The 22,671-nt window shown below is 70.1% G+C and carries 23 protein-coding genes; 14 read left to right on the top strand and 9 right to left on the bottom strand.

Going from position 1 to position 22,671, the window contains the following annotated elements; translation table 11 throughout:
- Nucleotides 1-14: 14 nt before the first annotated feature.
- The 4 genes from VF522_RS07300 to VF522_RS07315 all read right to left on the bottom strand — a co-directional run bounded on the left by VF522_RS07300 (nt 15) and on the right by VF522_RS07315 (nt 6,433).
- Nucleotides 15-2,357: a DUF1631 family protein gene (locus VF522_RS07300; RefSeq protein WP_330907574.1), complete on the bottom strand. Its 2,343-nt coding sequence runs from the start codon at nt 2,355-2,357 to the stop codon at nt 15-17.
- A gap of 118 nt (nt 2,358-2,475) precedes the next feature.
- Complete coding sequence (locus VF522_RS07305; protein WP_330907575.1) at nt 2,476-4,668, bottom strand: malate synthase G; 2,193 nt, start codon at nt 4,666-4,668, stop codon at nt 2,476-2,478.
- 21 nt (nt 4,669-4,689) lie between these two features.
- Entirely contained in the window at nt 4,690-5,370 is a 681-nt protein-coding gene (locus VF522_RS07310) for a haloacid dehalogenase type II (RefSeq protein ID WP_330907576.1), read from the bottom strand.
- An 82-nt stretch (nt 5,371-5,452) separates the two neighbouring features.
- A complete protein-coding gene (locus tag VF522_RS07315) occupies nt 5,453-6,433 on the bottom strand; it encodes an amidohydrolase family protein (protein ID WP_330907577.1) in 981 nt (326 codons plus the stop codon).
- Nucleotides 6,434-6,548: 115 nt separating this feature from the next.
- On the opposite strand from VF522_RS07315, the gene VF522_RS07320 reads away from it, so the two are divergent.
- The 14 genes from VF522_RS07320 to VF522_RS07385 all read left to right on the top strand — a co-directional run bounded on the left by VF522_RS07320 (nt 6,549) and on the right by VF522_RS07385 (nt 19,338).
- Nucleotides 6,549-7,502, top strand: coding sequence for a Bug family tripartite tricarboxylate transporter substrate binding protein (locus tag VF522_RS07320; protein ID WP_330907578.1), 954 nt, complete (start codon nt 6,549-6,551; stop codon nt 7,500-7,502).
- 77 nt (nt 7,503-7,579) lie between these two features.
- Nucleotides 7,580-8,509, top strand: a complete 930-nt coding sequence (locus VF522_RS07325; protein ID WP_330907579.1) for a hydroxymethylglutaryl-CoA lyase — start codon at nt 7,580-7,582, stop codon at nt 8,507-8,509.
- Nucleotides 8,502-9,689: a CaiB/BaiF CoA-transferase family protein gene (locus tag VF522_RS07330; RefSeq protein WP_330907580.1), complete on the top strand. Its 1,188-nt coding sequence runs from the start codon at nt 8,502-8,504 to the stop codon at nt 9,687-9,689. The genes VF522_RS07325 and VF522_RS07330 overlap by 8 nt, the downstream gene beginning before the upstream one ends.
- A gap of 45 nt (nt 9,690-9,734) precedes the next feature.
- Complete coding sequence (locus VF522_RS07335; protein WP_330907581.1) at nt 9,735-10,676, top strand: LysR family transcriptional regulator; 942 nt, start codon at nt 9,735-9,737, stop codon at nt 10,674-10,676.
- Nucleotides 10,673-11,128, top strand: coding sequence for a DUF2214 family protein (locus VF522_RS07340; RefSeq protein ID WP_330907582.1), 456 nt, complete (start codon nt 10,673-10,675; stop codon nt 11,126-11,128). Before VF522_RS07335 ends, VF522_RS07340 begins: the two co-directional genes overlap by 4 nt.
- Before the next feature lie 44 nt (nt 11,129-11,172).
- Complete coding sequence (gene argS / locus VF522_RS07345; RefSeq protein WP_330907583.1) at nt 11,173-12,846, top strand: arginine--tRNA ligase; 1,674 nt, start codon at nt 11,173-11,175, stop codon at nt 12,844-12,846.
- Nucleotides 12,847-12,848: 2 nt separating this feature from the next.
- A complete protein-coding gene (locus tag VF522_RS07350) occupies nt 12,849-13,511 on the top strand; it encodes an SPOR domain-containing protein (RefSeq protein WP_330907584.1) in 663 nt (220 codons plus the stop codon).
- Between the two features lie 70 nt (nt 13,512-13,581).
- Nucleotides 13,582-14,232: a thiol:disulfide interchange protein DsbA/DsbL gene (locus VF522_RS07355; RefSeq protein WP_330907585.1), complete on the top strand. Its 651-nt coding sequence runs from the start codon at nt 13,582-13,584 to the stop codon at nt 14,230-14,232.
- 110 nt (nt 14,233-14,342) lie between these two features.
- On the top strand, nt 14,343-14,984 hold the full coding sequence (gene lptA / locus VF522_RS07360; RefSeq protein WP_330907586.1) for a lipopolysaccharide transport periplasmic protein LptA: 642 nt from the start codon (nt 14,343-14,345) through the stop codon (nt 14,982-14,984).
- The gene (gene lptB, locus VF522_RS07365; protein WP_330907587.1) at nt 14,984-15,769 is read left to right on the top strand and encodes an LPS export ABC transporter ATP-binding protein; all 786 of its coding nucleotides are present in this window, start codon (nt 14,984-14,986) and stop codon (nt 15,767-15,769) included. The genes lptA and lptB overlap by 1 nt, the downstream gene beginning before the upstream one ends.
- Nucleotides 15,770-15,785: 16 nt before the next feature.
- Entirely contained in the window at nt 15,786-17,336 is a 1,551-nt protein-coding gene (locus tag VF522_RS07370) for an RNA polymerase factor sigma-54 (protein WP_330907588.1), read from the top strand.
- Complete coding sequence (locus tag VF522_RS07375) at nt 17,336-18,556, top strand: THUMP domain-containing class I SAM-dependent RNA methyltransferase (RefSeq protein ID WP_330907589.1); 1,221 nt, start codon at nt 17,336-17,338, stop codon at nt 18,554-18,556. The genes VF522_RS07370 and VF522_RS07375 overlap by 1 nt, the downstream gene beginning before the upstream one ends.
- Nucleotides 18,540-18,947: a putative toxin-antitoxin system toxin component, PIN family gene (locus VF522_RS07380; protein WP_330907590.1), complete on the top strand. Its 408-nt coding sequence runs from the start codon at nt 18,540-18,542 to the stop codon at nt 18,945-18,947. The genes VF522_RS07375 and VF522_RS07380 overlap by 17 nt, the downstream gene beginning before the upstream one ends.
- 112 nt (nt 18,948-19,059) lie before the next feature.
- Nucleotides 19,060-19,338: a hypothetical protein gene (locus tag VF522_RS07385; protein ID WP_330907591.1), complete on the top strand. Its 279-nt coding sequence runs from the start codon at nt 19,060-19,062 to the stop codon at nt 19,336-19,338.
- Here the strand turns inward: VF522_RS07385 and VF522_RS07390 are convergent.
- From VF522_RS07390 to thiL, 5 genes are read right to left on the bottom strand one after another with little or no spacing between them, the layout of a single operon-like run.
- The gene (locus VF522_RS07390) at nt 19,280-20,173 is read right to left on the bottom strand and encodes an alpha/beta hydrolase (protein ID WP_330907592.1); all 894 of its coding nucleotides are present in this window, start codon (nt 20,171-20,173) and stop codon (nt 19,280-19,282) included. The two genes, VF522_RS07385 and VF522_RS07390, sit on opposite strands and share 59 nt — an antisense overlap.
- 10 nt (nt 20,174-20,183) lie before the next feature.
- Complete coding sequence (locus VF522_RS07395; RefSeq protein WP_330907614.1) at nt 20,184-20,603, bottom strand: CinA family protein; 420 nt, start codon at nt 20,601-20,603, stop codon at nt 20,184-20,186.
- A gap of 53 nt (nt 20,604-20,656) precedes the next feature.
- Nucleotides 20,657-21,193, bottom strand: a complete 537-nt coding sequence (locus VF522_RS07400) for a phosphatidylglycerophosphatase A (protein ID WP_330907593.1) — start codon at nt 21,191-21,193, stop codon at nt 20,657-20,659.
- A gap of 35 nt (nt 21,194-21,228) precedes the next feature.
- Nucleotides 21,229-21,708, bottom strand: coding sequence for a thermonuclease family protein (locus VF522_RS07405; RefSeq protein WP_330907594.1), 480 nt, complete (start codon nt 21,706-21,708; stop codon nt 21,229-21,231).
- Nucleotides 21,705-22,670 (bottom strand): thiamine-phosphate kinase, encoded by a 966-nt coding sequence (gene thiL, locus VF522_RS07410; RefSeq protein WP_330907595.1) that lies wholly within the window; start codon nt 22,668-22,670, stop codon nt 21,705-21,707. The genes VF522_RS07405 and thiL overlap by 4 nt, the downstream gene beginning before the upstream one ends.
- Between the last annotated feature and the right edge of the window lies 1 nt (nt 22,671).

Below are 22,671 nucleotides of genomic sequence, written 5' to 3' on the forward strand. Positions count from 1 at the left end.
CGCGGTGGGCGAGCTCAGGCCGTCAGCGGCGAGGGCTGGGCCAGGCCTTGCAGCGCCCGCGGCACCACGCCGTCGCCCAGCACGGGCCGCAGCAACTGGTGCTTCACCAGCTTGTGCAGGCTGCGGCGCGTCATCGAATGCGGCTGGCCGCCCTGGCTCAGGAACATGAACAGGGTGCCCTTGTCGGCGGCCCACGCCAGCTTGGCGCGGCGCCACTGGCTGTGCGCGAACAGGTCGACCCAGGTGCCCGGTTCCAGCCTGCCGAGGACTTCCTCCGCGGCCCTGTCGCCCAGGGACTGTGCCGCGCCCTGCGTCGGGCGCTGCTCCGGCGGCAGGTCGTGGAAGTCGCTCGGGTGCGTGTCGTCGAAGCCGGCGGCCCGCAACTCCGCCTCGGGCATCCAGGGCTGCTCGGCGGGTCGCTGCGGTGCGACCGAGGTCGGCGGCGGCGGCTCCGGCGGCGCGACCGTGCCGTGGCGGTGACGGGCCCGCAGCTTCAGCACCGGGCGGTGCAGGTTCTCCAGCTCATGGAAGAACGCGTCGCTGTCCGACGGCGCCTGTCCCAGCGAGGCAAGGCCGTCGCGCAGCTTCTGCAGCAGCCGCGGGATCAGCGCGAAGGCGCGGGCCGGTTCGTGCAGCGTGGCGTCGCGGTTCACGCTCCAGAGGAGATCCGTGACGACGGCGCGATGGCCGCCGGGATCGTCCTCCTGGCTATCGTGCGTGAGCTTCGCGTGCGCCATCACCAGCGACCAGGTCCGCAGCACGAAGTCCTGCACCGGCTGCGGCGCGGCGCGCAGGTCCTCGCGCTGCTTCCATTGCCCGGCGAGCTGCTCGGCCTCCTTCTGCCGGCGCTCGGCGAACTGCACGCGCTCGAGGGCCTTGCGCTGCTTGTCCTGTTCCTCCGCATCGACCTCGGCCCACTCGGTCTGCAGCGCGGCCAGCGCCGCCTGGAAGGGCGTCGCGTTGCGGAACTTCTCCAGCTGGTTCAGCCGCCCGACCGTTTCGGCCACCGTGCCGACGAAGTCCTGGAACTCGGGGCTGAATTCGTCGTTGTACTTGAAGCTGCGCTGGGCGACGCGTTCGACCAGCTGCCGGCCCGGATGCGCGTCGTCGCTGAGGAAGCGCGGCGACACCATGGCCAGGCGCGCCAGCGAAGGTTCCAGCGCCACCATCGCCTCGCGCACCGGCGCCAGCAGCCGCGGATCTTCCGCGACCTTGTCGATCACCTGGCGCACCGCTTCCAGGCCGATCACCTGGCCCAGTTCGCGCGCCTGCGTCTTCAGGCGGCCGCGCACCAGCGAGCGCTCGCGCGGCGCGGCGTACTCGCCCCAGCGCTCGGTGGGCAGCGGGCTGTCGGTACCGACGCTGCGCGCCGGGCGGTCGACCACGGGCAGGTCCCGGTGCTGCTGCGCGGCCTGCGCATCGAAGCTGCGCGCGTCGACACGCTCCTCGAGCGCGCGCAGTTCGGCTTCGGCCTGCGCGAGGAAGTCGGCGCCGAGCGCTTCGTGCGCCTGCGCTTCGTCGCGCGCGAGGAATTGCTGCAGGCGTGCGGCGTCCAGGCGCGGCAGGACCGCGGCAGGAGCGGCCGCGGCAGGAGCGGCCGCGGCAACCGGTGCCGGCGCGGTACCGACGGCGGCGGTGCCAGCAGGGCCAACCGCCGGCGCGGAAGCCGCGAGGGGTGCAGGTTTCGGTGCCGCCGCGGCGGGCGCCTTGCCCGGCGTGGTCAGCACCTTGTAGTCCGCCGCATGCACCTGCGCGTCGGTCAACAGCTTCGCCTGTCCGCGGTACAGCTCGTCGAGGCCTTGCGCCAGCGGCTTCACCATGGAACGCAGCCACAGCGCGGTCCATCCCGGTTCGGACTGGTCGTCCTCGACCAGCTTGCGCAGCACCTGCGCATAGATGCCGGGGCGCAGCGGATTGCGTTGCGGCTGGATGCCGTCCAGCCCCAGCGCGCTGCTCATGAGGGGATCGAGTTCCGCCAGCGGCCGCTCGAGCATCGCCGTGAGCTGCTGCGCGAGCCGCGTCGATTCGATCTTGCGGGAGATCTCGCTGTCGTCGACGAGGGTGAGCGCCGCGAAACCGGAGTTGCCGGTCTCGGTGGGCGCGGGTCCGTCGCCGCAGACGTCGGCCTCGATGGCCGCCTGCAGCAGGCCCGGGAAGCGCTGGCCCCAGTCCTCGCGGCGCGTCAGCATCGCGCGCCAGGCCTCGGAGACCTCCTTGCGACGCTCCGCTTCCGCCTTCGTCTCGGAAGCCTGCAGCTCCGCGACCGCATGCTGGACGCAGCGTTCGATCAGGCGCGCCGCGGCATCGGCCGCTTCGCCGACGCTGCGCTCGATGGTGTGGCTGACGACTGCGGACATGTGCCCCTGAACGCTCCCTTGTTTGGGGGCGATTGGATGCACGCTCGCGATGGCCCGCAAGGTCGCCCCGCCGGTCGCGCCATCGGGCGCGCCGGACGGCGACAGATGTATCGATGTGTTAGCGCGCGGCCTTCACCTTCAGGCGCCAGGCGTGCAGCAGCGGCTCGGTGTAGCCACTGGGCTGCTCCTGGCCCTCGAACACCAGGTCCTGGGCCGCCCGGAACGCGGCGGAAGTGTCCCAGTGGCCCGCCATCGGCCGGTAGAAGGGATCGCCCGCGTTCTGCTTGTCCACCACGGCGGCCATGCGCTTGAACGTTTCGCGCACCTGCTGCTCCGTCACGACGCCATGCAGCAGCCAGTTGCAGATGTGCTGGCTGGAGATGCGCAGCGTCGCGCGGTCTTCCATCAGGCCCACGTTGTGGATGTCGGGCACCTTGGAGCAGCCGATGCCCTGGTCGATCCAGCGCACCACGTAGCCCAGGATGCCCTGGCAGTTGTTGTCGAGTTCCTGCTGGCGCTCCTCCGCGCTCCAGTTCGCCTGCGCGGCGACGGGCACCGTGAGCAGGCCGGTGAGCAGGTTCTCGCGCTCGGCCCCGGCGCTGGCCTTCTCCAGGTCCTGCTGCAGGGCGAACACGTCGACCTGGTGGTAGTGCAGCGCGTGCAGCGTCGCCGCGGTGGGCGACGGCACCCACGCGGTGTTCGCGCCGGCCTTCGGGTGCACGATCTTCTGTTCCAGCATCGCGGCCATCATGTCCGGCATGGCCCACATGCCCTTGCCGATCTGCGCGCGGCCGCGCAAGCCGCAGGCCAGGCCCACCGTCACGTTGTTCTTCTCGTAGGCCTGGATCCAGGCGCTGGACTTCATGTCGCCCTTGCGGATCATCGGGCCCGCGTGCATGGCGGTGTGCATCTCGTCGCCGGTGCGATCGAGGAAGCCGGTGTTGATGAAGGCCACGCGCGCCGGCGCCGCGGCGATGCAGGCCTGCAGGTTCACGCTGGTGCGGCGCTCCTCGTCCATGATGCCCAGCTTCACGGTGTCCGCCGGCAGCCCGAGCAGTTGCTCCACGCGGCCGAACAGCTCGGAAGCGAACGCCACTTCCGCGGGGCCGTGCATCTTGGGCTTCACGATGTAGATCGAGCCGGTGCGCGAGTTGCGGATGCCGTCCTTGCCCTGGCCTTGCAGGTCGACCATCGCGATCGCGGTGGTGATCACCGCGTCCATGATGCCTTCGTGGATCTCCTTGCCGCCGTCCCACAGGATGGCCGGATTGGTCATGAGGTGGCCGACGTTGCGCAGGAACAGGAGCGAGCGGCCGTGCAGGCGCACTTCGCGGCCATCAGGGCCCTGGTAGACGCGGTCCTTGTTGAGGCCGCGGGTGAAGGACTTGCCGCCCTTGCTCACCTGCTCCGTGAGCGTGCCCAGCAGGATGCCCAGCCAGTTGCGATAGGCGAGCAGCTTGTCCTGCGCGTCCACAGCGGCTACGGAGTCCTCGAGATCCAGGATGGTCGACAGGGCCGCTTCGGCGACCAGGTCGCTCACGCCCGCGGCATCGGTCGCACCGATCGTGCTGCTGCGGTCGATCACGAGGTCCAGGTGCAGGCCGTTGTTCTTCAGGAGCACGGAGGAGGGCGCCGAAGCCTCGCCCTGGAATCCGGCGAACTTCGCCGGATCCTTCAGGCCGCTGGACTGGCCACCGCGCAACTGCACCACCAGCTGGCCGCCTTCGACCCGGTAAGCCGTGGCGTCCGCATGCGAGCCCTTGGCCAGCGGCGCCGCCTGGTCCAGCACCTGGCGCGCACGCGCGATCACCTTGGCGCCGCGCACTTCGTTGTAGCCGGGGCCCTTGTCGGCGCCGCCGGTTTCGGGGATCACGTCGGTGCCGTAGAAGGCGTCGTACAGCGAACCCCAGCGCGCGTTGGCGGCGTTGAGCGCGTAGCGGGCGTTGAGGATGGGCACCACCAGCTGCGGGCCGGCCTGCAGCGCGAGTTCGGCGTCGACGTTGGCGGTCGTGGCCTTCGCGCCCTCCGGGACGGGCACGAGATAGCCGATCTTTTCCAGGAAGCCGCGGTAGGCGGCCATGTCGCGGATCGGGCCCGGGTTCTTCCGGTGCCAGGCATCGAGCTCCGACTGCAGGCGCTCGCGTTCGGCGAGCAGCGCCGCATTCTTCGGGCCGAGCTCGCGAACGATCGCATCGAAGCCTTTCCAGAACTTCTCCTGGGCTACGCCCACCGTGGGCAGCACCTGTTCGTCGATGAAGCGCTTGAGCGCGTCGTCCACTTCGAGTCCGTGGATCGGGGTCCGGCTGGTCATGGTTTCTCTCTCGGGAAGTTGCTAATCGAAAAATGCGAGCACGTCGTCGAGGCTGCTGCCCACGCGCGTCGGCTGGGTCCCCAGTTCCTCGAAGGGCAGGCGGTAGCGGTTGACCCACAGCGTGCGGTAGCCGAACCAGGTGGCGCCCAGCGCGTCCCACCCGTTGCAGCTGACGAAAAGGATCTGGCCGGCCGGCTTCTTCACGGCCTGCACGCCGAGGCGGTAGGCCTCGGGATGCGTCTTGTACTTGCGCACGCCGTCGACGCTGATCACGTGATCGAGCAGCCCTTCGAGTCCGGCGCTGCGCACGGCGATGCGCAGCATCTCGGGGTCGCCGTTGCTCAGGATGCCGGTGACGACGCCGCGCGTGCGCAGCACCTGCAGCACCTCGCGGTTCTCGGGGAAGGCCGAGAGATGCCGGTACTCGTTCATCAGCTGCTGCTCGCGTTCGGCCGTGAGCTCGAGGCCGAGGCGCTTGCAGGCGTAGCGCAGTCCGGCGCGCGTCAGTTCCCAGAAGGGCTGGTAGTGCGCGCCGTCGTTGCTGGCGGTGACGAGGCGCGTGTACTCGATCTGCTTGTCGCGCCAGAGGACGGACAAGGCCTGTCCCTGCCCGGGAAACAGTTGTTCCGCGAGCAGGCCGACGCTGTACACGTCGAACAAGGTGCCGTAGGCATCGAACAGTACCGCCTTGGGATGGTCCATGGCGATACTGTATTCGGAACCTTCCTCGTCATTGGTGACGAGAAAAGTTCGGAATCAGTGACGTTGGTGTCGGTAATCGACCTCAGAACCCGAAAACGCGTTCCGCATTGCGAGATCGAACCGCGTGCATCTGCGCTTCCGGCAGCAGCGCCGTGTTGGCGAAGGCGCCCTTGGTGTCGTGCACCCAGTGCGGCCAGTCGGTGCCGAACATCACCTGCTCCGCGCCCACCACGGAGATCAGGTATTGCAGTGCACCGGGGTTGTAGGTGATGCAGTCGTAATGGATATGGCGCAGGTAATCGGTGGGCTTGCGTTTCATCTGGCGGCGCGAGGGCAGCTCGACCTCGTCGCCTTTCTCGAAACGCCCGACCAGGTAGGGCAGGGTGCCGCCGCCGTGCGACGCGATCACCTTCAGGTTCGGGTACTGGTCGAAGAAGCCCTCGAAGATCATGCGGGTGATCGCCAGCGTGGTGTCGAACATGAAGCCCACGGACCAGCTCAGGTCGAACTTGGTCATGTCCATGGCATCGACCCCGGGCGGATCGGTCGGGTGCACCAGCACCGGCAGCTTGCGGTCGTCGATCGCCTTCCAGATCGGCGCGAACATGGGATCGGTGAGGCTTTTGCCGGCCACGTTGGCCAGCACCATCACGCCCACCGCGCCCTTGGCGCAGGCGCGCTCCAGCTCCTCGACGGCGCGCTGCGGATACTCCCAGGGCAGCGAGGCGAACCAGCGGATGCGGTCGGGGTAGCGCGACTGCGCTTCGGCCACGTTGTCGTTGGCTTCGCGCGCGGCCTGCACGCTCGCTTCCTCGCCGCCCCAGTAGACGTTGGGGCAGGTGAGGGACACGACCGAGACGTCGACCTTGGCCGCGTTCATGTGCTCGATGCGCAGCTCCCAGTCGAAGTGGCCTTTCTGCGGCAGCACGACCGGCGTGTTGCCGCGGAAGATCTCGCGCTGGCCGTCCGGGCGGACCTGGATGTTGTAGATGCCCCCCTTCTCCTGCAGCAGCGCGAGCCACTTGTGGGTGAACATGTGGGTGTGGACGTCGATGACGGTCATGGCGTACTTCCTCTTGTCTCCGTTGGAGGGTCCTCCGGGTGCGCCCGGATGGCAGGCGGAATGGTAGCTTGCTAACGTTCGAAGGGATCCGAAAACCATCCGAGGAGAACACGACATGAAACGCCGCCACTTCGCCGCGCTCGCGGCCGCCACCCTGGCAGCGCCGGCCGCGCTCGCGCAGGACCGCACGCTCAAGATCCTGGTGGGCTTCCCGCCCGGCGGCTCGGCCGACGTCATCGCCCGCCTGCTGGCGCAGAAGATGGCGGTGACGCTGAACCAGACCGTCATCGTCGACAACAAGCCCGGTGCGGCCGGCCGCCTGGTGCTGGGCGAATTGAAGCGCGCCGCGCCCGACGGCCAGACGCTGGTGCTGTCGCCGAGCGGCGCGATGGTGATCGCGCCCTGGCTCTACAGCAACATCGGCTACGACCCGATCAAGGACTTCACGCCGGTCTCGCGCATCGTCACTTTCGATTTCGCGGTCACCGCCGGCCCGGCCGCGCCGCAGGGCGACCTGAAGTCGGTGCTGGCCTGGATGAAGGCCAACCCGGGCAAGGCCAACTACGCCACCTCGGGCGCCGGCACGGTGCCCCACTTCGCCGGCCTGCTGCTGGCGCAGGCGGCCGGCGTGCCGCTCACGCACGTCGCCTACCGCGGCGGCGCGCCGGCGGCGCAGGACCTCATCGGCGGGCAGATCCCGCTGATGGTGGACACGGCTTCCGAGACCATCGAGCACCACAAGGCCGGCAAGGTGCGCATCCTGGCCGTCACCGGCGAACAGCGCTCGCGCGCGCTGCCCGAGGTGCCGACGCTGAAGGAGCAGGGCATCAACATGGCGGCCGATGCCTTCTTCGGCCTGTATGGCCCGCCGGGAATGGCGTCCGACGTGGTGGCGCGCATCGATCGCGCGGTGGCCGATGCGCTCAAGCAGCCGGACGTGCAGGAGAAGATCAACAACTTCGGCCTGGTGCCGAACCACGCGCCGGCCGCCGACCTGGCGGTCACGCAGGCCACGCACCTGAAGCGCTGGGAAGCGCCGATCAAGGCGTCGGGGTTCAAGGCGGAGTGATGCGGATGGTGGGCAAGCGAGCTTGCCCACCCTACGCCGGGAACGCGGCCTTGCCACGCCTGCCGCACAATCGCGGCATGCTCCCCGAAGTCCTCATCAGCGAGGTCGGCCCGCGCGACGGATTGCAGTCCGTCAAGGCGACGATGCCGACCGCCGCCAAACTGCGCTGGATCGCCGCATTGCACGGCAGCGGCCTGCGCGAGATCGAAGTCGCCTCCTTCGTGCCGGCGCGCCTGCTGCCGCAGATGGCCGACGCGGCCGAAGTCGTCCAGTACGCATTGACGCTGCCCGGCTGGACCGTCATGGCCCTGGTGCCGAACCGCAAGGGCGCCGAAGCCGCGCTGCGTGCCGGCGCCCACAAGCTGACCCTCCCTGTCTCCGCCAGCGAGGCGCATTCCCTGGCCAACGTGCGCAAGACGCCGCTGGACATGGTGGAGGAGGTCCGCGCGATCCTCGCGCTGCGCGACGAGCTCGCGCCCACCGCGAAGATCGAAGCCGGCGTCTCCACCGCCTTCGGCTGCACCCTGCAAGGCGTGGTGCCCGAGGACGACGTCGTGCGGCTGGCGGCGGCGCTCGCAGCAGCCGGCGTCGACGACGTCGGCCTTTCCGACACCACCGGCATGGCCAATCCCGCGCAGGTGCGTCGCCTGTTCCAGCGCGTGCGCGCCGAGATCGGCGACAAGACCGGCGCGGCCCACATGCACAACACGCGCGGCCTGGGCCTGGCCAACTGCCTGGCCGCCTACGACGTCGGCGTGCGCACCTTCGACAGCTCGCTGGGCGGGCTCGGCGGCTGCCCCTACGCGCCGGGGGCTTCCGGCAACGTGGTCACCGAGGACCTCGTGTTCATGTTCGAAGCGATGGGCGTGCGCACCGGCGTCGACCTGCAAAAGCTCATGGCCGCGCGCGCGCCGCTGGCCGAAGGCCTGCCCGGCGAGCCGCTCTACGGCATGACACCCGATGCCGGCTTGCCCAAGGGCTTCGCGCAGGAGGTGGCGCATGCCTGAAGCCAAGCTGCCCTACGCGGGCCTCCGCGTCGTCGAATTCACCCACATGGTGATGGGCCCCACCTGCGGCATGGTGCTCGCGGACCTCGGCGCCGAAGTGATCAAGGTGGAGCCGCCCGCGGGCGACAACACGCGCCGGCTGCTCGGCTCCGGCGCGGGCTTCTATCCGCTGTTCAACCGCAACAAGAAGAGCATCGCGCTCGACCTGCAGTCGGCCGAAGGCAAGGAAGCGGCGCTGCGCCTGGTCGCGACCGCCGACGTCGTCAGCGAGAACTTCAAGCCCGGCACGATGAAGAAGCTGGGGCTGGACTACGCGTCGCTGGCGAAGCTGAACCCGCGCCTGATCTACGTGAGCCACAAGGGCTTCCTGCCCGGTCCCTACGACCACCGCACGGCGCTCGACGAAGTGGTGCAGATGATGGGCGGCCTGGCCTACATGACCGGCCGCCCCGGCGACCCGCTGCGCGCCGGCACCAGCGTCAACGACATCATGGGCGGCATGTTCGGCGCGATCGGCGCGATGGCGGCGCTGGCGCAGCGCGAGCAGACCGGCCGCGGCCAGGAAGTGCAGAGCGCGCTGTTCGAGAACAACGTGTTCCTGGTCGCCCAGCACATGATGCAGTTCGCCGTCACCGGCAAGGCGGCCGACCCGATGCCGGCGCGCATCTCGGCCTGGGCCGTGTACGACGTGTTCACCGTGAAGGACGGCGAGCAGATCTTCCTGGCGGCGGTGAGCGACACGCAGTGGAAGATCTTCTGCGAGGCCTTCGGCTATGCCGACCTGCAGGGCGACGAGCGCCTGAAGACCAACAACGACCGGGTGCGGGCGCGCGACTGGCTGATCCCGCTGCTGCGGGAGCGACTGGCGCGCCACGGCGCCGGGGAGCTGAGCGAGGTGTTCGAGCGCAAGGGCCTGCCGTTTGCGCCCATCACGCGGCCGCAGGACCTGCTGGACGATCCGCACCTCAACGCGACCGGCGGCCTGGCGCCGCTGGCGCTGCCCGACGGGCGCGAGACGCGGGTGCCGCTGCTGCCCCTCACGCTGGCCGGCGAGCGTCCCGGCGTGCGCCTGCCGCCGCCGAAACTGGGCGAGCACACGGCCGAACTGCTGAAGGAACTGGGCTACGGTGAAGACCAGATCGCCCGGATGCTGCCGCCACCGTCCGGCGCAATGACTTGAGGACTCGCTTGGATTCGTGACCTGCGCGCGCATAATCAGCGCGCCATGGACAAGCTCAAGCAGCTGGAATCGTTCGTCTCGGTCGCCACCAAGGGCAGCCTGACGGCCGCCGCGCGCGCCGAGGGCGTCGCGCCGGCCATCATGGGACGCCGGCTCGACGCGCTGGAAGAGCGCCTGGGCGTGAAGCTGCTGGTGCGCACCACGCGCCGCATCACGCTCACGCACGAGGGCAGCGCCTTCCTCGAGGACTGCCAGCGGCTGCTGGCCGACCTCGCCAACGCCGAAGCGAGCGTCAGCGCCGGCGGCGTCAAGGCGAGCGGGCACCTGCGCATCACCGCGCCGGCCGGCTTCGGCCGCCGCCACGTGGCGCCGCTGGTGCCGCGCTTTCGCGAACTGCACAACGACGTGACCATCTCGCTCAACCTGAGCGACCGGGTGGTGGACCTTGCCGGCGAAGGCTTCGATTGCGCCGTGCGGGTCGGCGACTTCCCCGATTCCTCGCTGGTGAGCGTGCGCCTGGCCGACAACCGCCGCATGTGCGTGGCCGCGCCGGAATACCTCAAGCGGCACGGCACGCCCGACCATCCGCAGGACCTGATGCGCTTCGCCTGCCTCACGCTGTCCAGCGATGCGTCGCAGACGCGGGGCTGGGCCTTCCTGCTCCCGCCCGACAGCCCGAAGGCCGAATCGGAGATCGTCCACCTCAAGCCCGCCGGCCCGCTCGATTGCTCCGACGGCCAGGTGCTGCACGAATGGTGCGTGGCCGGCTACGGCATCGCCTGGCGCAGCACCTGGGAGGTGGAGCAGGAGATCGCCGACGGCCGCCTGGTCGAGATCCTCGCCGGCTTCGCCGCCCCGCCCAACGGGATCTACGCCGTGTTCCCGCAGCGCAAGCACCTGCCGCTGCGGGTGCGGCTGTGGATCGATTTCCTCAAGCACCACTACGCGCAGCCGCACTTCTGGATGGCCGCGCACCCGCCCGCATGACCCTGGACGCCATCCTCCAATTCCTGCACATCTCCGCCATCCTCGCGCTGGTGGTGTTCATCTCCAGCGAGGCGGCGCTGTGCCGTCCCGAGTGGATGAACGCGAAGATCGTCGAGCGGCTGGCGACGGTCGACCGCATCTACGGCATCGCGGCGCTGGCCGTGCTCGCCACCGGCCTGGTCCGCGTCTACCTGGGCCCCAAGGGCGCGGCCTGGTACTGGGGCAACTGGCTGCTGCACCTGAAGCTCGGGGCCTTCATCGCGGTCGGGCTGATCTCGATCGCGCCGACGCTGCGCTTCCTCCGCTGGCGCAAGGACCTGCGCGCTTCCGGCGCGCTGCCCGCGCCGGAGGAGGTGCGCAAGGCGCGCAAGCTGGTCATGCTCCAGGCCCACATCATCCCCTTCATCCCGCTGGCCGCGGCCTGCCTGGCGCGGGGCTTCGGGGGCAAATGAGGCCACGGCGGGGACGGGCGGGGTCCCCAACTTAAAATCCCCCGATGCTCCAAGCGAAACAAGAACTGCTCGCCGCGCTGGCGGCCGGGCTGGAACAGCTGTCGCCGGGTGCGGCCGACAAGGCTGCTTTCGAAAGCCCCAAGGTGGCGGCCCACGGCGACCTCGCCTGCACCGCCGCGATGCAGCTCGCCAAGCCGCTGAAGAAGAACCCGCGCCAGGTCGCCGAAGGCCTGCGCGAGGCCCTGCTCGCGTCGCCGGCCTTCCAGAAGTGGGTCGATGCGATCGAGATCGCCGGCCCCGGCTTCCTCAACATCCGCCTCAAGCCCGCCGCCAAGCAGGAAGTGGTGCGCGAGGTGCTCGCCACCGGTGCCGGCTTCGGCCAGCAGGCGCTGCACGGCCGCCGCGTCCTGGTGGAATACGTGTCGGCCAACCCCACCGGCCCGCTGCACGTGGGCCACGGCCGCCAGGGCGCGCTGGGCGACGCGATCTGCAACCTGTACGCCACGCAGGGCTGGAACGTCCACCGCGAGTTCTATTACAACGACGCCGGCGTGCAGATCCAGACGCTGGCCACCTCGGTGCAGCTGCGTGCCAAGGGCCTCAAGCCCGGCGACGCGCAGTGGCCCGAGGCCGCCTACAACGGCGACTACATCCAGGACATCGCGAACGACTTCCTGGCGAAGAAGACGGTGAAGTCGGACGACCGCGAGTTCACCGCCAGCGGCGATGCGGACGACCTCGACGGCATCCGCCTGTTCGCAGTGGCCTACCTGCGCCACGAGCAGGACCTGGACCTGCAGGCCTTCGCCGTGCGCTTCGACCAGTACTACCTCGAGTCCAGCCTGTACACCTCGGGCAAGGTCGACGGGGTGGTGCAGCGGCTGCGCGATGCCGGCAAGACCTACGAACACGAAGGCGCGCTGTGGCTGAAGTCGACCGACTACGGCGACGACAAGGACCGCGTCATGCGCAAGGGCGACGGCAGCTACACCTACTTCGTGCCGGACGTCGCGTACCACATCACCAAGTGGGAGCGCGGCTTCACCAAGGTCGTCAACATCCAGGGCACCGACCACCACGGCACGATCGCGCGGGTGCGTGCCGGCCTGCAGGCGGCGGGCGTGGGCATCCCCGAGGGCTATCCGGACTACGTGCTGCACACCATGGTGCGCGTGATGCGGGGCGGCCAGGAGGTGAAGATCTCCAAGCGCGCCGGCAGCTACGTGACGCTGCGCGACCTGGTCGAGTGGACCAGCAAGGACGCGGTGCGCTTCTTCCTGCTGTCACGCAAGCCCGACACCGAGTACGTGTTCGACGTGGACCTGGCGTTGGCGCAGAACAACGACAACCCGGTCTATTACGTTCAATACGCCCACGCGCGCATCTGCTCGGTCCTGGCGGCCTGGGGCGGCGATGCCGGCACGCTCGCCGGCGCCGACCTGTCTTCGCTGGAACACCCCGCGGCGGCGAACCTCATGCTGCAGCTCGCGCGCTATCCCGAGGTGCTGACGGCGGCGGCGGCGGACTTCGCGCCGCACGACGTCACCTTCTACCTGCGCGAGCTCGCCGCCGCGTACCACAGCTACTACGACAGCGAGCGGATCCTGGTGGACGACGAGAAGTTGCGCGCCGCGCGCCTCGCGCTGGTGGCTGCCGTCGCGCAGGTGTTGCACAATGGCCTGGCAGTGCTGGGCGTGAGTGCCCCGCAGAAGATGTGAGCATGAAACAGAAGCAACGCGGGAACATCGTCGTCGGCATCATCATCGGGGTGGTGCTGGGACTGGCCGCCGCCCTCGCGGTCGCCGTGTACGTCACCAAGGTGCCGGTGCCCTTCCTGCAGAAGGGCCCGAGCCGCTCCGCGGAGCAGGACGCCGCGGAGTCGCGCAAGAACCAGAACTGGGATCCGAACGCGCCGCTTTACGGCAAGAACCCGGCCAAGCCGCTGCCGCCGGCGCCGGGCGTGACGCCCACCGTGCCGCCCAACCCGGCCGCCACCGCCAAGGCGCCCGAAACCGCCGTGCCCGGCGTGGACAAGAAGGACGCGAAGGACAAACCGCCGGAAGCGCCCGCCGTGACGGGCCGTCCGGCGCCGGCCGACCCGCTGGGCGACCTCGCCGCGGCCCGCACGGGCGGCGGCGGCAGCGATCCCTTCCTCTACTTCGTGCAGGCCGGCGCCTTCCGCACGCCGGAAGACGCCGAGGCGCAGCGCGCCAAGCTGTCCCTCATGGGCATCGAGGCCAGGGTGACCGAACGCGAGCAGGCGGGCCGGCAGGTCTACCGCGTGCGCGTGGGCCCCTTCAACAGCCGGGACGACGCCGACCGCCAGAAGGAAAAGCTCGACGCCGGCGGATTCGAGACCGCGCTGGTGCGCGTCCAGCGGTAGGCTGCGGCCGCCGGGCGGGGGAACCCGCGGCCGGCGCGCGGCTCAGACTCGCTTCAAGGAGAAACAAGCAATGGATCGACGTGAGTTCGCGGCGGGTGCCGCGGGTGTGCTGGGTTCCGCCGCGCTGGGCCTGCCGGGCCAGGCCCTGGCGCAGGGCGCGCCGCAGGAGGGCAAGGACTACCGCGCGCTGGACAAGCGCGCGCCGGTGGATGCGCCGGCCGGCAAGGTCGAAGTGATCGAGTTCTTCTGGTACAGCTGCCCGCATTGCAACGCCTTCGAGCCCAGGCTGGTCGGCTGGTCGCAGCGCATGCCCAAGGACGTCGTCCTCAAGCGCGTGCCGGTGCACTTCCGCGACGACTTCGTGCCGCAGCAGCGCCTGTTCTACACGCTCGAGGCGATGGGCAAGCTGGGCGACCTGCACGGCAAGGTGTTCAACGCGATCCATCGCGAGAACAAGCCCACCAACACCGAACCGCTGATCCTGGAGTTCGCGCAGCAGAACGGCCTGGACCCCAAGCAGTTCCAGCAGGTCTACGGCTCCTTCGCGGTGGAGAGCAAGGCCGGCCGCGCGCGCCAGCTGCAGAAGCAGTACGAGGTGGAAGGCGTGCCCGCCCTGGGCGTCGCCGGCCGCTGGTACACCGATGCCACCATGGCCGGCAGCATGGAAAAGATGCTGCAGGTGGTGGACTACCTCATCGCGGAAGCCCGCAAGACCAAGTAAAAAGCACGCTTCGGTGCGCGGGCACCCCCGCGCGCTTCACGAGAAAAGCCCGCGCTCGCGGGCTTTTTCCGTCTGTGTGGCCTACAATCCGCAGCAAGAATCGTGCCTCTATGAAAACCTCCTCCTATGCCTCCCTGGCCCTCGCCGCGGCCCTGGCGTTGACCGCGATGTCCGCGGGCGCGGAAAAGGCCGACCGCACCAAGCCCATGAACGTGGAGGCGGATGCGCTGCGCTACGACGACCTGCAGCAGACCAGCGTCTTCACCGGCAAGGTGGTGGTCACCAAGGGCTCCATCGTGATCCGCGGCGCGAAGATGACGGTGAAGCAGGATCCGGAGGGCTACCAGTCCGGCACGGTGACGGCCGAAGCGGGCAAGCGCGCCTTCTTCCGCCAGAAGCGCGACGGGGTGGACGAATACATCGAGGGCGAGGCCGACACCATCGAATACGACGGCCGCGCCGACAAGGTGAAGTTCATCGGCCGCGCGGAGATGCGCCGCCTGCGCGGCACCGCCGTCAACGACGAGACCAGCGGCGCCGTGATCACCTACGACAACGGCAACGACCAGTTCACGGTGGACGGCGGCAGCAACACCGCGGCCGCCTCCAATCCCGGCGGGCGCGTGCGCGCCACGCTGGCGCCGCGCAGCGCGGCTTCGGCACCCGGTGGTGCCGCCGTCTCGGGCAATGCGCCCGCGCCGGCGGCCGCCCGCCTGCGGCCTTCGGACACGCTGCGGCAGGAGAGCCGCTGATGGGCGACGCGGAGACGGTGCACGCGGCACCGCAAGTGGCCGCGGCCAGCCGGCTGGAGGCGCGCCACCTGCGCAAGTCGTATGGCGGGCGTCAGGTGGTGCAAGACGTCTCGCTGGCCGTCGCCAAGGGCGAAGTCGTGGGGCTGCTGGGCCCCAACGGCGCGGGCAAGACCACCTCGTTCTACATGATCGTGGGCCTGGTGCGCGCCGACGGCGGCGAGATCTCGATCGACGGCCGCCCGGTGGAGCACATGCCGATCCATCGCCGTTCGCGCCTGGGCCTGTCCTACCTGCCGCAGGAAGCGTCGATCTTCCGCAAGCTCAACGTCGAAGACAACGTGCGCGCCGTGCTCGAACTGCAGCACGGCCCCGACGGCAAGTCCCTGTCGAAGGACGAGATCGAGAAGCGGCTCACCGCCCTGCTGCAGGACCTGCGGGTGGACCACCTGCGCGACTCGCCGGCGCTGGCGCTGTCGGGCGGAGAACGCCGCCGCGTGGAGATCGCGCGCGCCCTGGCGACGCAACCGCGCTTCATCCTGCTGGACGAACCGTTCGCCGGCATCGACCCGATCGCCGTGATCGAGATCCAGCGGATCATCGGCTTCCTCAAGTCGCGCGGCATCGGCGTGCTGATCACGGACCACAACGTGCGCGAGACCCTGGGCATCTGCGACCACGCCTACATCATCAGCGAGGGGCACGTGCTGGCGCAGGGCACGCCCGCCGAGATCGTGAACAACGCCGACGTGCGCCGGGTCTACCTCGGCGAGCATTTCCGCATGTAAGGACGCTGCTGGCAGTATGAAGCAGGGCCTTTCTCTCCGCGTCTCGCAGCACCTGGCGCTCACGCCGCAGCTGCAGCAGTCGATCCGGCTGCTGCAGCTGTCGACGCTCGAGCTGGGCCAGGAGATCCAGCAGATGCTGGACGAGAACCCCTTCCTCGAGGTGCAGGCCGACGAGGTGGCGGAGGAGTTCGGCGCGGCCCAGTCCGATGCCCGCCCGGCCGACGAAGGCGACTACGAGACCGCCGCGGCGCCGCTCGAGTCGTCCGTGCCGAACGGCGCCAGCGATCCGGAACCGGCCGACTTCGGCGACGATGCCGCCCCCAACTGGGACGGCGACGGCACCACCGAGACCGTGCCCGACGACGGCGAGTGGGGCGGGGATGCGCCGGCCGCCAAGCGCAATTCGCTGGGCGACGACGACGAGGTGGACGCCACCGACCTGGCGCGCGGCAACGAGTCGCTGCCGTCCTGGCTGCACCGCCAGGCGCTCGCGCTGCGGCTGTCGGAGCTGGATCGCGCGGCGCTGCGCTACCTGATCGAGTCGCTCAACGACGACGGCTACCTGGAGGACTCGCTGGAGGCGCTCGCCTCGGGCCTGTCGCCCGCCGATCTGGAGCAGCAGGAGGAGCTGGCGCACCGCTTCACGGTGGCGCTGCGCCTGCTGCAAAGCCTGGATCCGCCGGGCGTGGGCGCGCGCAACCTGGCCGAGTGCCTGACGCTGCAATTGCGGGCGATGCGGGATGCGACGCCGGACGACGAGGTCTGCCCCGTCGCGATCAAGGTGTGCCGCCAGCCGATCGACCTGCTGGCCAAGCGCGACGTCAAGCGGCTCGCCCAGCTCTGCGGCGACAGCGAGCTGCGCGTGAAGTCGGCGATCTCGCTGATCACGCGGCTGGAGCCCAAGCCGGGCCGGCGCTTCATCGACGTCGAGCGCAACATCATCGTGCCGGACGTGATCGTCACGCAGACCGGCCGCGGCGCGCGCGTCGGCTTCCGGGTGCAGCTCAATCCCGACGTGATGCCGCGCCTGCGCGTGCACGACGTCTACGCCGGCGCGCTGAAGGCGCATCGCGGCGAAGGCCACCAGGCGCTGCAGCAGCGGCTGCAGGAAGCCCGCTGGTTCATCAAGAACATCCAGCAGCGATTCGACACCATCCTGCGCGTGTCGGGCGCCATCGTGGAGCGGCAGCGCAACTTCTTCATCCACGGCGAACTCGCGATGCGGCCGCTGGTGCTGCGCGAGATCGCGGACGAACTGGGCCTGCACGAATCCACCATTTCGCGCGTGACCACGGCCAAGTACATGTCCACGCCCTTCGGCACCTTCGAGCTGAAGTACTTCTTCGGCTCGGCGCTCGGCACCGAGACCGGCGGCAATGCGTCGAGCACCGCGGTGCGCGCGCTGATCAAGCAGTTCGTCGCTTCCGAGGACGACAGGAAGCCGCTGTCGGACAGCCAGATCTCCGAGATGCTCAAGGAGCAGGGGATCGAGTGTGCGCGCCGCACCGTCGCCAAATACCGCGAGGCGCTGCGGATCGCCCCGGCCAACCTGCGCAAGGCGCTCTGATGCAACTCCAACTGCAACTGTTCCTGCCCTGCGCGGGCGGGGTCGAAACCTATCTCTCCGAAGAAGTGGCGCGCATCTGCGGCGCGGCGGCGCGCGACTTGCGCACCGCGCGCGGCGGCGTGCAGCTGGTGGCCGGCTGGGCCGAGGTGATGAAGCTCAACCTGCACAGCCGGCTTGCGCAGCGCGTGCTGGTGCAACTGCGGCACGGGCCGTATCGCGCCGAGCAGGACATCTACGAGGCGGCCGCCGCGGTCGCCTGGGAAGAGTGGTTCACGCCGCGCGACAGCTTCAAGATCGAGCTCACCTCGCACCAGAGCCCGCTCAAGAGCCTGAACTTCGCGGCGCTGCGCATCAAGGACGCGGTCGCCGATCGCTTCCGCGCGCGCGGAGGCGTTCGGCCGGACGTCGACACGCAGTGGCCGGCGGTGCGCATCTTCGCCCACCTCGCCGCCGAGACCGTCACGCTCTACATCGACAGTTCGGGCGAGCCGCTGTTCAAGCGCGGCTGGCGCGAGGACAAGGGCGAGGCGCCGCTGAAGGAGACCCTGGCCGCCGCGATGATCGCGGCCAGCGGCTGGGACGCGACCGTCCCGCTGTACGACCCCTGTTGCGGCAGCGGCACCATCGCGATCGAGGCGGCGCAGGTCGCGTGCAACGTCGCGCCGGGCCTGCTGCGCCGCTTCGGCTTCGAGCGCCTGCGGCAGCACGCGGCCGCCGACTGGACGGCGCTGAAGGCCGAGGCGCAGGCGGCGCGGCGCGCCCCCACCGCGCCGGTGTTCGGCAGCGACGTCGCTTTCCGCATGGTCGACTTCGCGCAGCGCAATGCGCAGCGCGCGGGCGTCGAGCACGCCGTGCAGCTGCGCGGCGGCGACGCGCTGCAGCGCATGCCGCCCACCGACACGCCCGGCATCATGCTGCTCAATCCTCCGTACGGCGAGCGCATCGAGGTCGGCGGTGTCGCAGGGGCGGGGCGCGGCGGGCGCGAACGCGCGCAGATGGAAGAGGCCGGCGATTTCTTCACCCAGCTCGCCTCGCACTGGAAGAAGAACTACGCCGGCTGGACCGGCTGGGTGCTGGTGCCCGATCCCAAGCTGCCCACGCGCATGCGCCTGAAGGAGTCGCGGCGCGTGCCCATGTGGAACGGGCCGATCGAGTGCCGCCTGTTCCGCTTCGACATGGTTTCGGGTTCGGCCCGCGCGCGCGATGCAGCTGGTTCTTGACACCAACATCGTGCTGGACCTGCTGGTCTTCCGCGACCCGCGCGCGCAGCCGCTCTCGGACGGGCTGCTCGCCGGCCGCCTGCGCTGGATCGCCACGGCGGCGATGCGCGAAGAACTGGCGCGGGTGCTCGGCTATCCGAAGCTGGCCCCGCGCATCGCCTTCCACCGCGGCGAACCCGGCCACGTGCTGGCCGACTTTGATCGCCACGCGCAGCTCGTCGACGTGCCGGCCAAGGCCGAGGTGACCTGCGGCGATCCGGACGACCAGAAGTTCATCGACCTCGCCGTGGCGCATCGCTGCACCTTGTTGAGCAAGGACGACGAGGTGCTCCGCATGAGGAAGCGGCTGGCCCGCCTGGAGGTCACCGCCGCGGACCGCCTGCCGCACTGAGGCGGGGTACTACGCCGGAGGTAGGCGGCCGCCAACGGCAGACCCGCTTCCTTCCGACAAGCCGCGGTACGGGCACGTGTGATGCTTGGAGCATTCCAACGAAAGTGCCGCCGTGAAGCCCGCCTCCTCCAACGACGAATGCAATGCCCGCCTGGTGCGCAACCTGCTCGCCCTGCGGACCGTGCTGGCCCTGGAGCAGATGCAGACGGGGCGCGGGAGCGACCGCATCGAGGAGATCGACGAGGAGCTGGCCGCGCTCGGCCACGACATGAAGTCCACCGCCGCCTGCGCCGCGGACGGGCTGCGCCGGATGTTCCTGCTGCCGCGGCTGGTCAAGCGAAGAAGCCGCGCAGCGCATCGGCCGTCGGCCCGGGCAGTTCCTCGGGAATGAAGTGCCCGGCGGGCATCTCCTGCCCGCCGACCGCGCCCGCGCACTGCGCCTGCCATAGCGCGATCGGCTTGAACACCCGGCCGACCAGGCCTTTCGCCCCCCACAGCACCAGCATGTCGCATTCGATGCGCCGCGATCGTGCGCGGCTTTCGCGATCGTGCTCCAGGTCGATGCCTGCGCTCGCGCGGTAGTCTTCGCAGGCGGCGTGGATGGATTCGGCGCGGCAAAAGCAGCGTTCGTATTCCGCCAGCGCCCGCGGCTCCAGGTGGCCGAGGCCGCCCGCGCCCCAGCCTCCCAGTTTCGTGTGCAGGTAGAAGCGCGCATCGCCGCCGATCATCTTTTCCGGCAGCGGCGCCGGCTGGATCAGGTGGAACCAGTGGTAGTAGGCGCGGGCGAACCGCATGTCCGTCGACTCGTACATGTCCAGCGTCGGGGCGATGTCGACCAGCGCCAGCTTGCGCACCCGCTGCGGATGATCCAGGGCGAGCCGCGCCGCGACGCGGGCGCCGCGATCGTGGCCGCACAGGAAGAAGGTGGGATGCTGCAGCGTGACCATCAGGTCCACCATGTCCTGCGCCATCACCCGCTTGCTGTAGTTCGCGTGGTCGGGATCGCCGTGCGGCTTCATCGAATCGCCGTAGCCGCGCAGGTCGGGGAGGACCAGGAAGAAGTCCTGGCGCAGGGCCTGCGCGACGCGGTGCCACATCGCGTGCGATTGCGGGAAGCCATGCAGCAGGAGCAGCGGCTGCCGGTCGGGGTTGCCGCCGGTGCGCACGTGGATGGAGCCGCCGGGCAGCAGCAGGTGGCGAGCCTCGAAACCTTCGAACCACTCCATCACGGACCTCCTAGCCGATCAGATGCAAAAGCCTTTCCAGTGCGTGCACCACCGTGGCGGAACGCACCGCCGCGCGGTCGCCGTCGAAGCGCCGCGTCTCGCTCGTGAGCTGGCCGTCCACCTGGAAGCCGAACCAGACGGTGCCGACCGGCTTCTCCGCGCTGCCTCCCGTGGGGCCGGCGACGCCGGTGACGGCCACGCTCACCTGCGCCTTCGAGTGGCGCACGGCGCCGAACGCCATGGCCCGCGCGACCACCTCGCTGACCGCGCCGTGCTGCGCGACGAGAGCGGGAGCCACGCCCAGCTGCTCCGTCTTGGCCACGTCCGAGTAGGTGACGAAGCCGCGCTCGAACCAGTTGCTGGAGCCGCTGAGGTCGGTGCAGGCGGCGGCGATCATGCCGCCGGTGCAGCTCTCCGCCGTGGCCAGCATCCAGCCGCGCGCGAGCAGGGCCTGCGCGAGCTCTTCGACGAGGGCTGGTGTGCTCACGCGAAATGCCTCCAGAACGCCAGCACCAGCAGCGTGCAGAAGGCGGCCAGCAGGTCGTCGGCCAGGATGCCGAAGCCGCCGCGCCAGCCCACGTCCTTGAAGCGGCGGTCCGCCCAGGCCATCGGGCCGGGCTTGAAGGTGTCGAAGAAGCGGAACAGCAGGAAGGCGGCGAGCTGCCCCGGCCAGCCGGCGGGCATCACCAGCCACAGCACGATCCAGAAGCAGACGATCTCGTCGCAGACGATGGACTGCGGGTCCATCACGCGCATGTTGCGGGCCGTGACGGTGCACGCCCACCACGCGAGCGGCAGCGACAACAGGATGATTTCGCCGATGCGGGCCGGTGCCAGCCAGTGTTGCATGGCGAGGAAGGCGATCCAGGCCCACAGCGTGCCGCAGAAGCCGGGCGCGACGCGCGACAGGCCGGAGCCGAATCCCAGCGCGACGAGGTGCGCGGGATGCGAGAACATGAAGCCCACGGTGGGCAGCCGCGGCGGCAGCGTATCGGGGACGGCGAGGACGGTTTCGGACATGCAGGAGCGATGGTAGCGGCAGCTCGCCCGGACTCCTACTGGCAGCGGCCGAAGCGCTTGCGGAAACTGCGCGGATCCAGCGCGCCGGGCAGCGCCCACAGGCCGCGCTTCTCGCGGCGCGCCTTCGCCTCCAACGGCGCGTAGGGGCCGGACTTGCCGCGGAAGGTCATCGACCAGGCATAGCCGTGGCGCACCATCCAGCCGCCGACGTCTTCGCCCCGGTGCTCCACCTTCGCCAGCTGCCGCCGGTAGTCGTCCAGCCCGCGGGTACGCACCCGCACCTGCTGGTGCAACACGCGCTCGCGCAGGGCGGTGCGCGATTCCGCGCCGAACGACTGGCAGCCTTCCGGCGCATCGAGGTCCAGCAGCCGCAGCTCCACCGGCTGGCCGCCGGTGGCCGGCCGCACCCACAGCGTGTCGCCGTCGGTGACGTGGGTGACCGTGCCGCGGAAGGACTCCGCCTGCACGCAAGGCGCGGCCAGCAGGGCCAGCGCGAGCAGCCAGGCCTTGCTCACGTCGCGAAGTGGTCGAAGCTGGCGAAGCGGCGTTCGAGCGCCCGGCCCTGCGCATCCAGCAGGCGCAGTCCGGGCTCGGCATCGATGCGGCCGATGCGCGTCACCGGGGTGCCCGCCTGCGCGGCGGCCGCTTCGACCGCGGCACGCTGGTCGGCGGGCGCCGTGAAGGCCAGCTCGTAGTCGTCGCCGCCGGCGAGCACCAGGGCTTGCAGCTGCTCCAGCGGCAGTTGCAGGCCGGAGCGGGTCGCGGCCAGCAGCGGCGTCACCGCCGCGGTCTCGACGGTCGCACCGGCGCCGGAACGCGCCAGCACGTGCCCGAGGTCGCCCAGCAGGCCGTCGCTGAGGTCGATGGCGGATGTCGCGATGCCACGCAACGCGCAGCCGAGCGCCACGCGCGGCTCGGGCTGTTCCAGGCGAAGGCGTGCGGATTCGAACATTGGCTGCGGCAAGGACACCGTGCCGCGGAACGCTTCCAGCGCCAGCCGGGCGTCGCCCAGGGTGCCGCTCACCCAGAGGTCGTCGCCCGGCCGCGCCCCCGAGCGCAGCAGCGCGGCGCCGGCCGGCACCTCGCCGAAGACGGTGATGTTGATGCACAGCGGCCCGCGGGTCGTGTCGCCGCCGACCAGTTCGCACTGGTGAGCGTCGGCCAGCGCGAACAGGCCGGCCGCGAAGCCGGCGAGCCAGGCTTCGTCGACCTGCGGCAGCGACAGCGACAGCGTGAAGGCAAGCGGCCGCGCGCCGCAGGCGGCGAGGTCGCTCAGGTTGACGGCCAGCGACTTGTGCCCGAGCCGGCCGGCGTCGACCGTGGACAGGAAGTGGCGGCCCTCGACGAGCAGGTCGGTGGACACGGCGAGCTGCATGCCCGCCGCGGGCTGCAGCAAGGCGCAATCGTCGCCCACGCCCAGCGGGCTGCGCCGCACGGGGCGCGTGAAGTAACGCGCGATCAGGTCGAATTCACCCACG

The organism is Ramlibacter sp. (assembly GCF_036383835.1).
In the GTDB taxonomy this organism is placed as follows: domain Bacteria; phylum Pseudomonadota; class Gammaproteobacteria; order Burkholderiales; family Burkholderiaceae_C; genus Ramlibacter.

What these genes read in the sequence shown, in the direction of transcription:
- VF522_RS07390 (WP_330907592.1), bottom strand. Translation starts at nt 20,173, where the DNA reads ATGGAGTGGTTCGAAGGTTTCGAGGCTCGCCACCTGCTGCTGCCCGGC.
- VF522_RS07380 (WP_330907590.1), top strand. Translation starts at nt 18,540, where the DNA reads ATGCAGCTGGTTCTTGACACCAACATCGTGCTGGACCTGCTGGTCTTC.
- VF522_RS07370 (WP_330907588.1), top strand. Translation starts at nt 15,786, where the DNA reads ATGAAGCAGGGCCTTTCTCTCCGCGTCTCGCAGCACCTGGCGCTCACG.
- VF522_RS07300 (WP_330907574.1), bottom strand. Translation starts at nt 2,357, where the DNA reads ATGTCCGCAGTCGTCAGCCACACCATCGAGCGCAGCGTCGGCGAAGCG.
- lptA (WP_330907586.1), top strand. Translation starts at nt 14,343, where the DNA reads ATGAAAACCTCCTCCTATGCCTCCCTGGCCCTCGCCGCGGCCCTGGCG.
- VF522_RS07315 (WP_330907577.1), bottom strand. Translation starts at nt 6,433, where the DNA reads ATGACCGTCATCGACGTCCACACCCACATGTTCACCCACAAGTGGCTC.
- VF522_RS07330 (WP_330907580.1), top strand. Translation starts at nt 8,502, where the DNA reads ATGCCTGAAGCCAAGCTGCCCTACGCGGGCCTCCGCGTCGTCGAATTC.
- VF522_RS07310 (WP_330907576.1), bottom strand. Translation starts at nt 5,370, where the DNA reads ATGGACCATCCCAAGGCGGTACTGTTCGATGCCTACGGCACCTTGTTC.
- VF522_RS07325 (WP_330907579.1), top strand. Translation starts at nt 7,580, where the DNA reads ATGCTCCCCGAAGTCCTCATCAGCGAGGTCGGCCCGCGCGACGGATTG.
- VF522_RS07305 (WP_330907575.1), bottom strand. Translation starts at nt 4,668, where the DNA reads ATGACCAGCCGGACCCCGATCCACGGACTCGAAGTGGACGACGCGCTC.
- VF522_RS07400 (WP_330907593.1), bottom strand. Translation starts at nt 21,193, where the DNA reads ATGTCCGAAACCGTCCTCGCCGTCCCCGATACGCTGCCGCCGCGGCTG.
- VF522_RS07375 (WP_330907589.1), top strand. Translation starts at nt 17,336, where the DNA reads ATGCAACTCCAACTGCAACTGTTCCTGCCCTGCGCGGGCGGGGTCGAA.
- VF522_RS07335 (WP_330907581.1), top strand. Translation starts at nt 9,735, where the DNA reads ATGGACAAGCTCAAGCAGCTGGAATCGTTCGTCTCGGTCGCCACCAAG.
- VF522_RS07395 (WP_330907614.1), bottom strand. Translation starts at nt 20,603, where the DNA reads ATGCTGGCCACGGCGGAGAGCTGCACCGGCGGCATGATCGCCGCCGCC.
- argS (WP_330907583.1), top strand. Translation starts at nt 11,173, where the DNA reads ATGCTCCAAGCGAAACAAGAACTGCTCGCCGCGCTGGCGGCCGGGCTG.
- VF522_RS07355 (WP_330907585.1), top strand. Translation starts at nt 13,582, where the DNA reads ATGGATCGACGTGAGTTCGCGGCGGGTGCCGCGGGTGTGCTGGGTTCC.
- VF522_RS07320 (WP_330907578.1), top strand. Translation starts at nt 6,549, where the DNA reads ATGAAACGCCGCCACTTCGCCGCGCTCGCGGCCGCCACCCTGGCAGCG.
- lptB (WP_330907587.1), top strand. Translation starts at nt 14,984, where the DNA reads ATGGGCGACGCGGAGACGGTGCACGCGGCACCGCAAGTGGCCGCGGCC.
- VF522_RS07350 (WP_330907584.1), top strand. Translation starts at nt 12,849, where the DNA reads ATGAAACAGAAGCAACGCGGGAACATCGTCGTCGGCATCATCATCGGG.
- VF522_RS07340 (WP_330907582.1), top strand. Translation starts at nt 10,673, where the DNA reads ATGACCCTGGACGCCATCCTCCAATTCCTGCACATCTCCGCCATCCTC.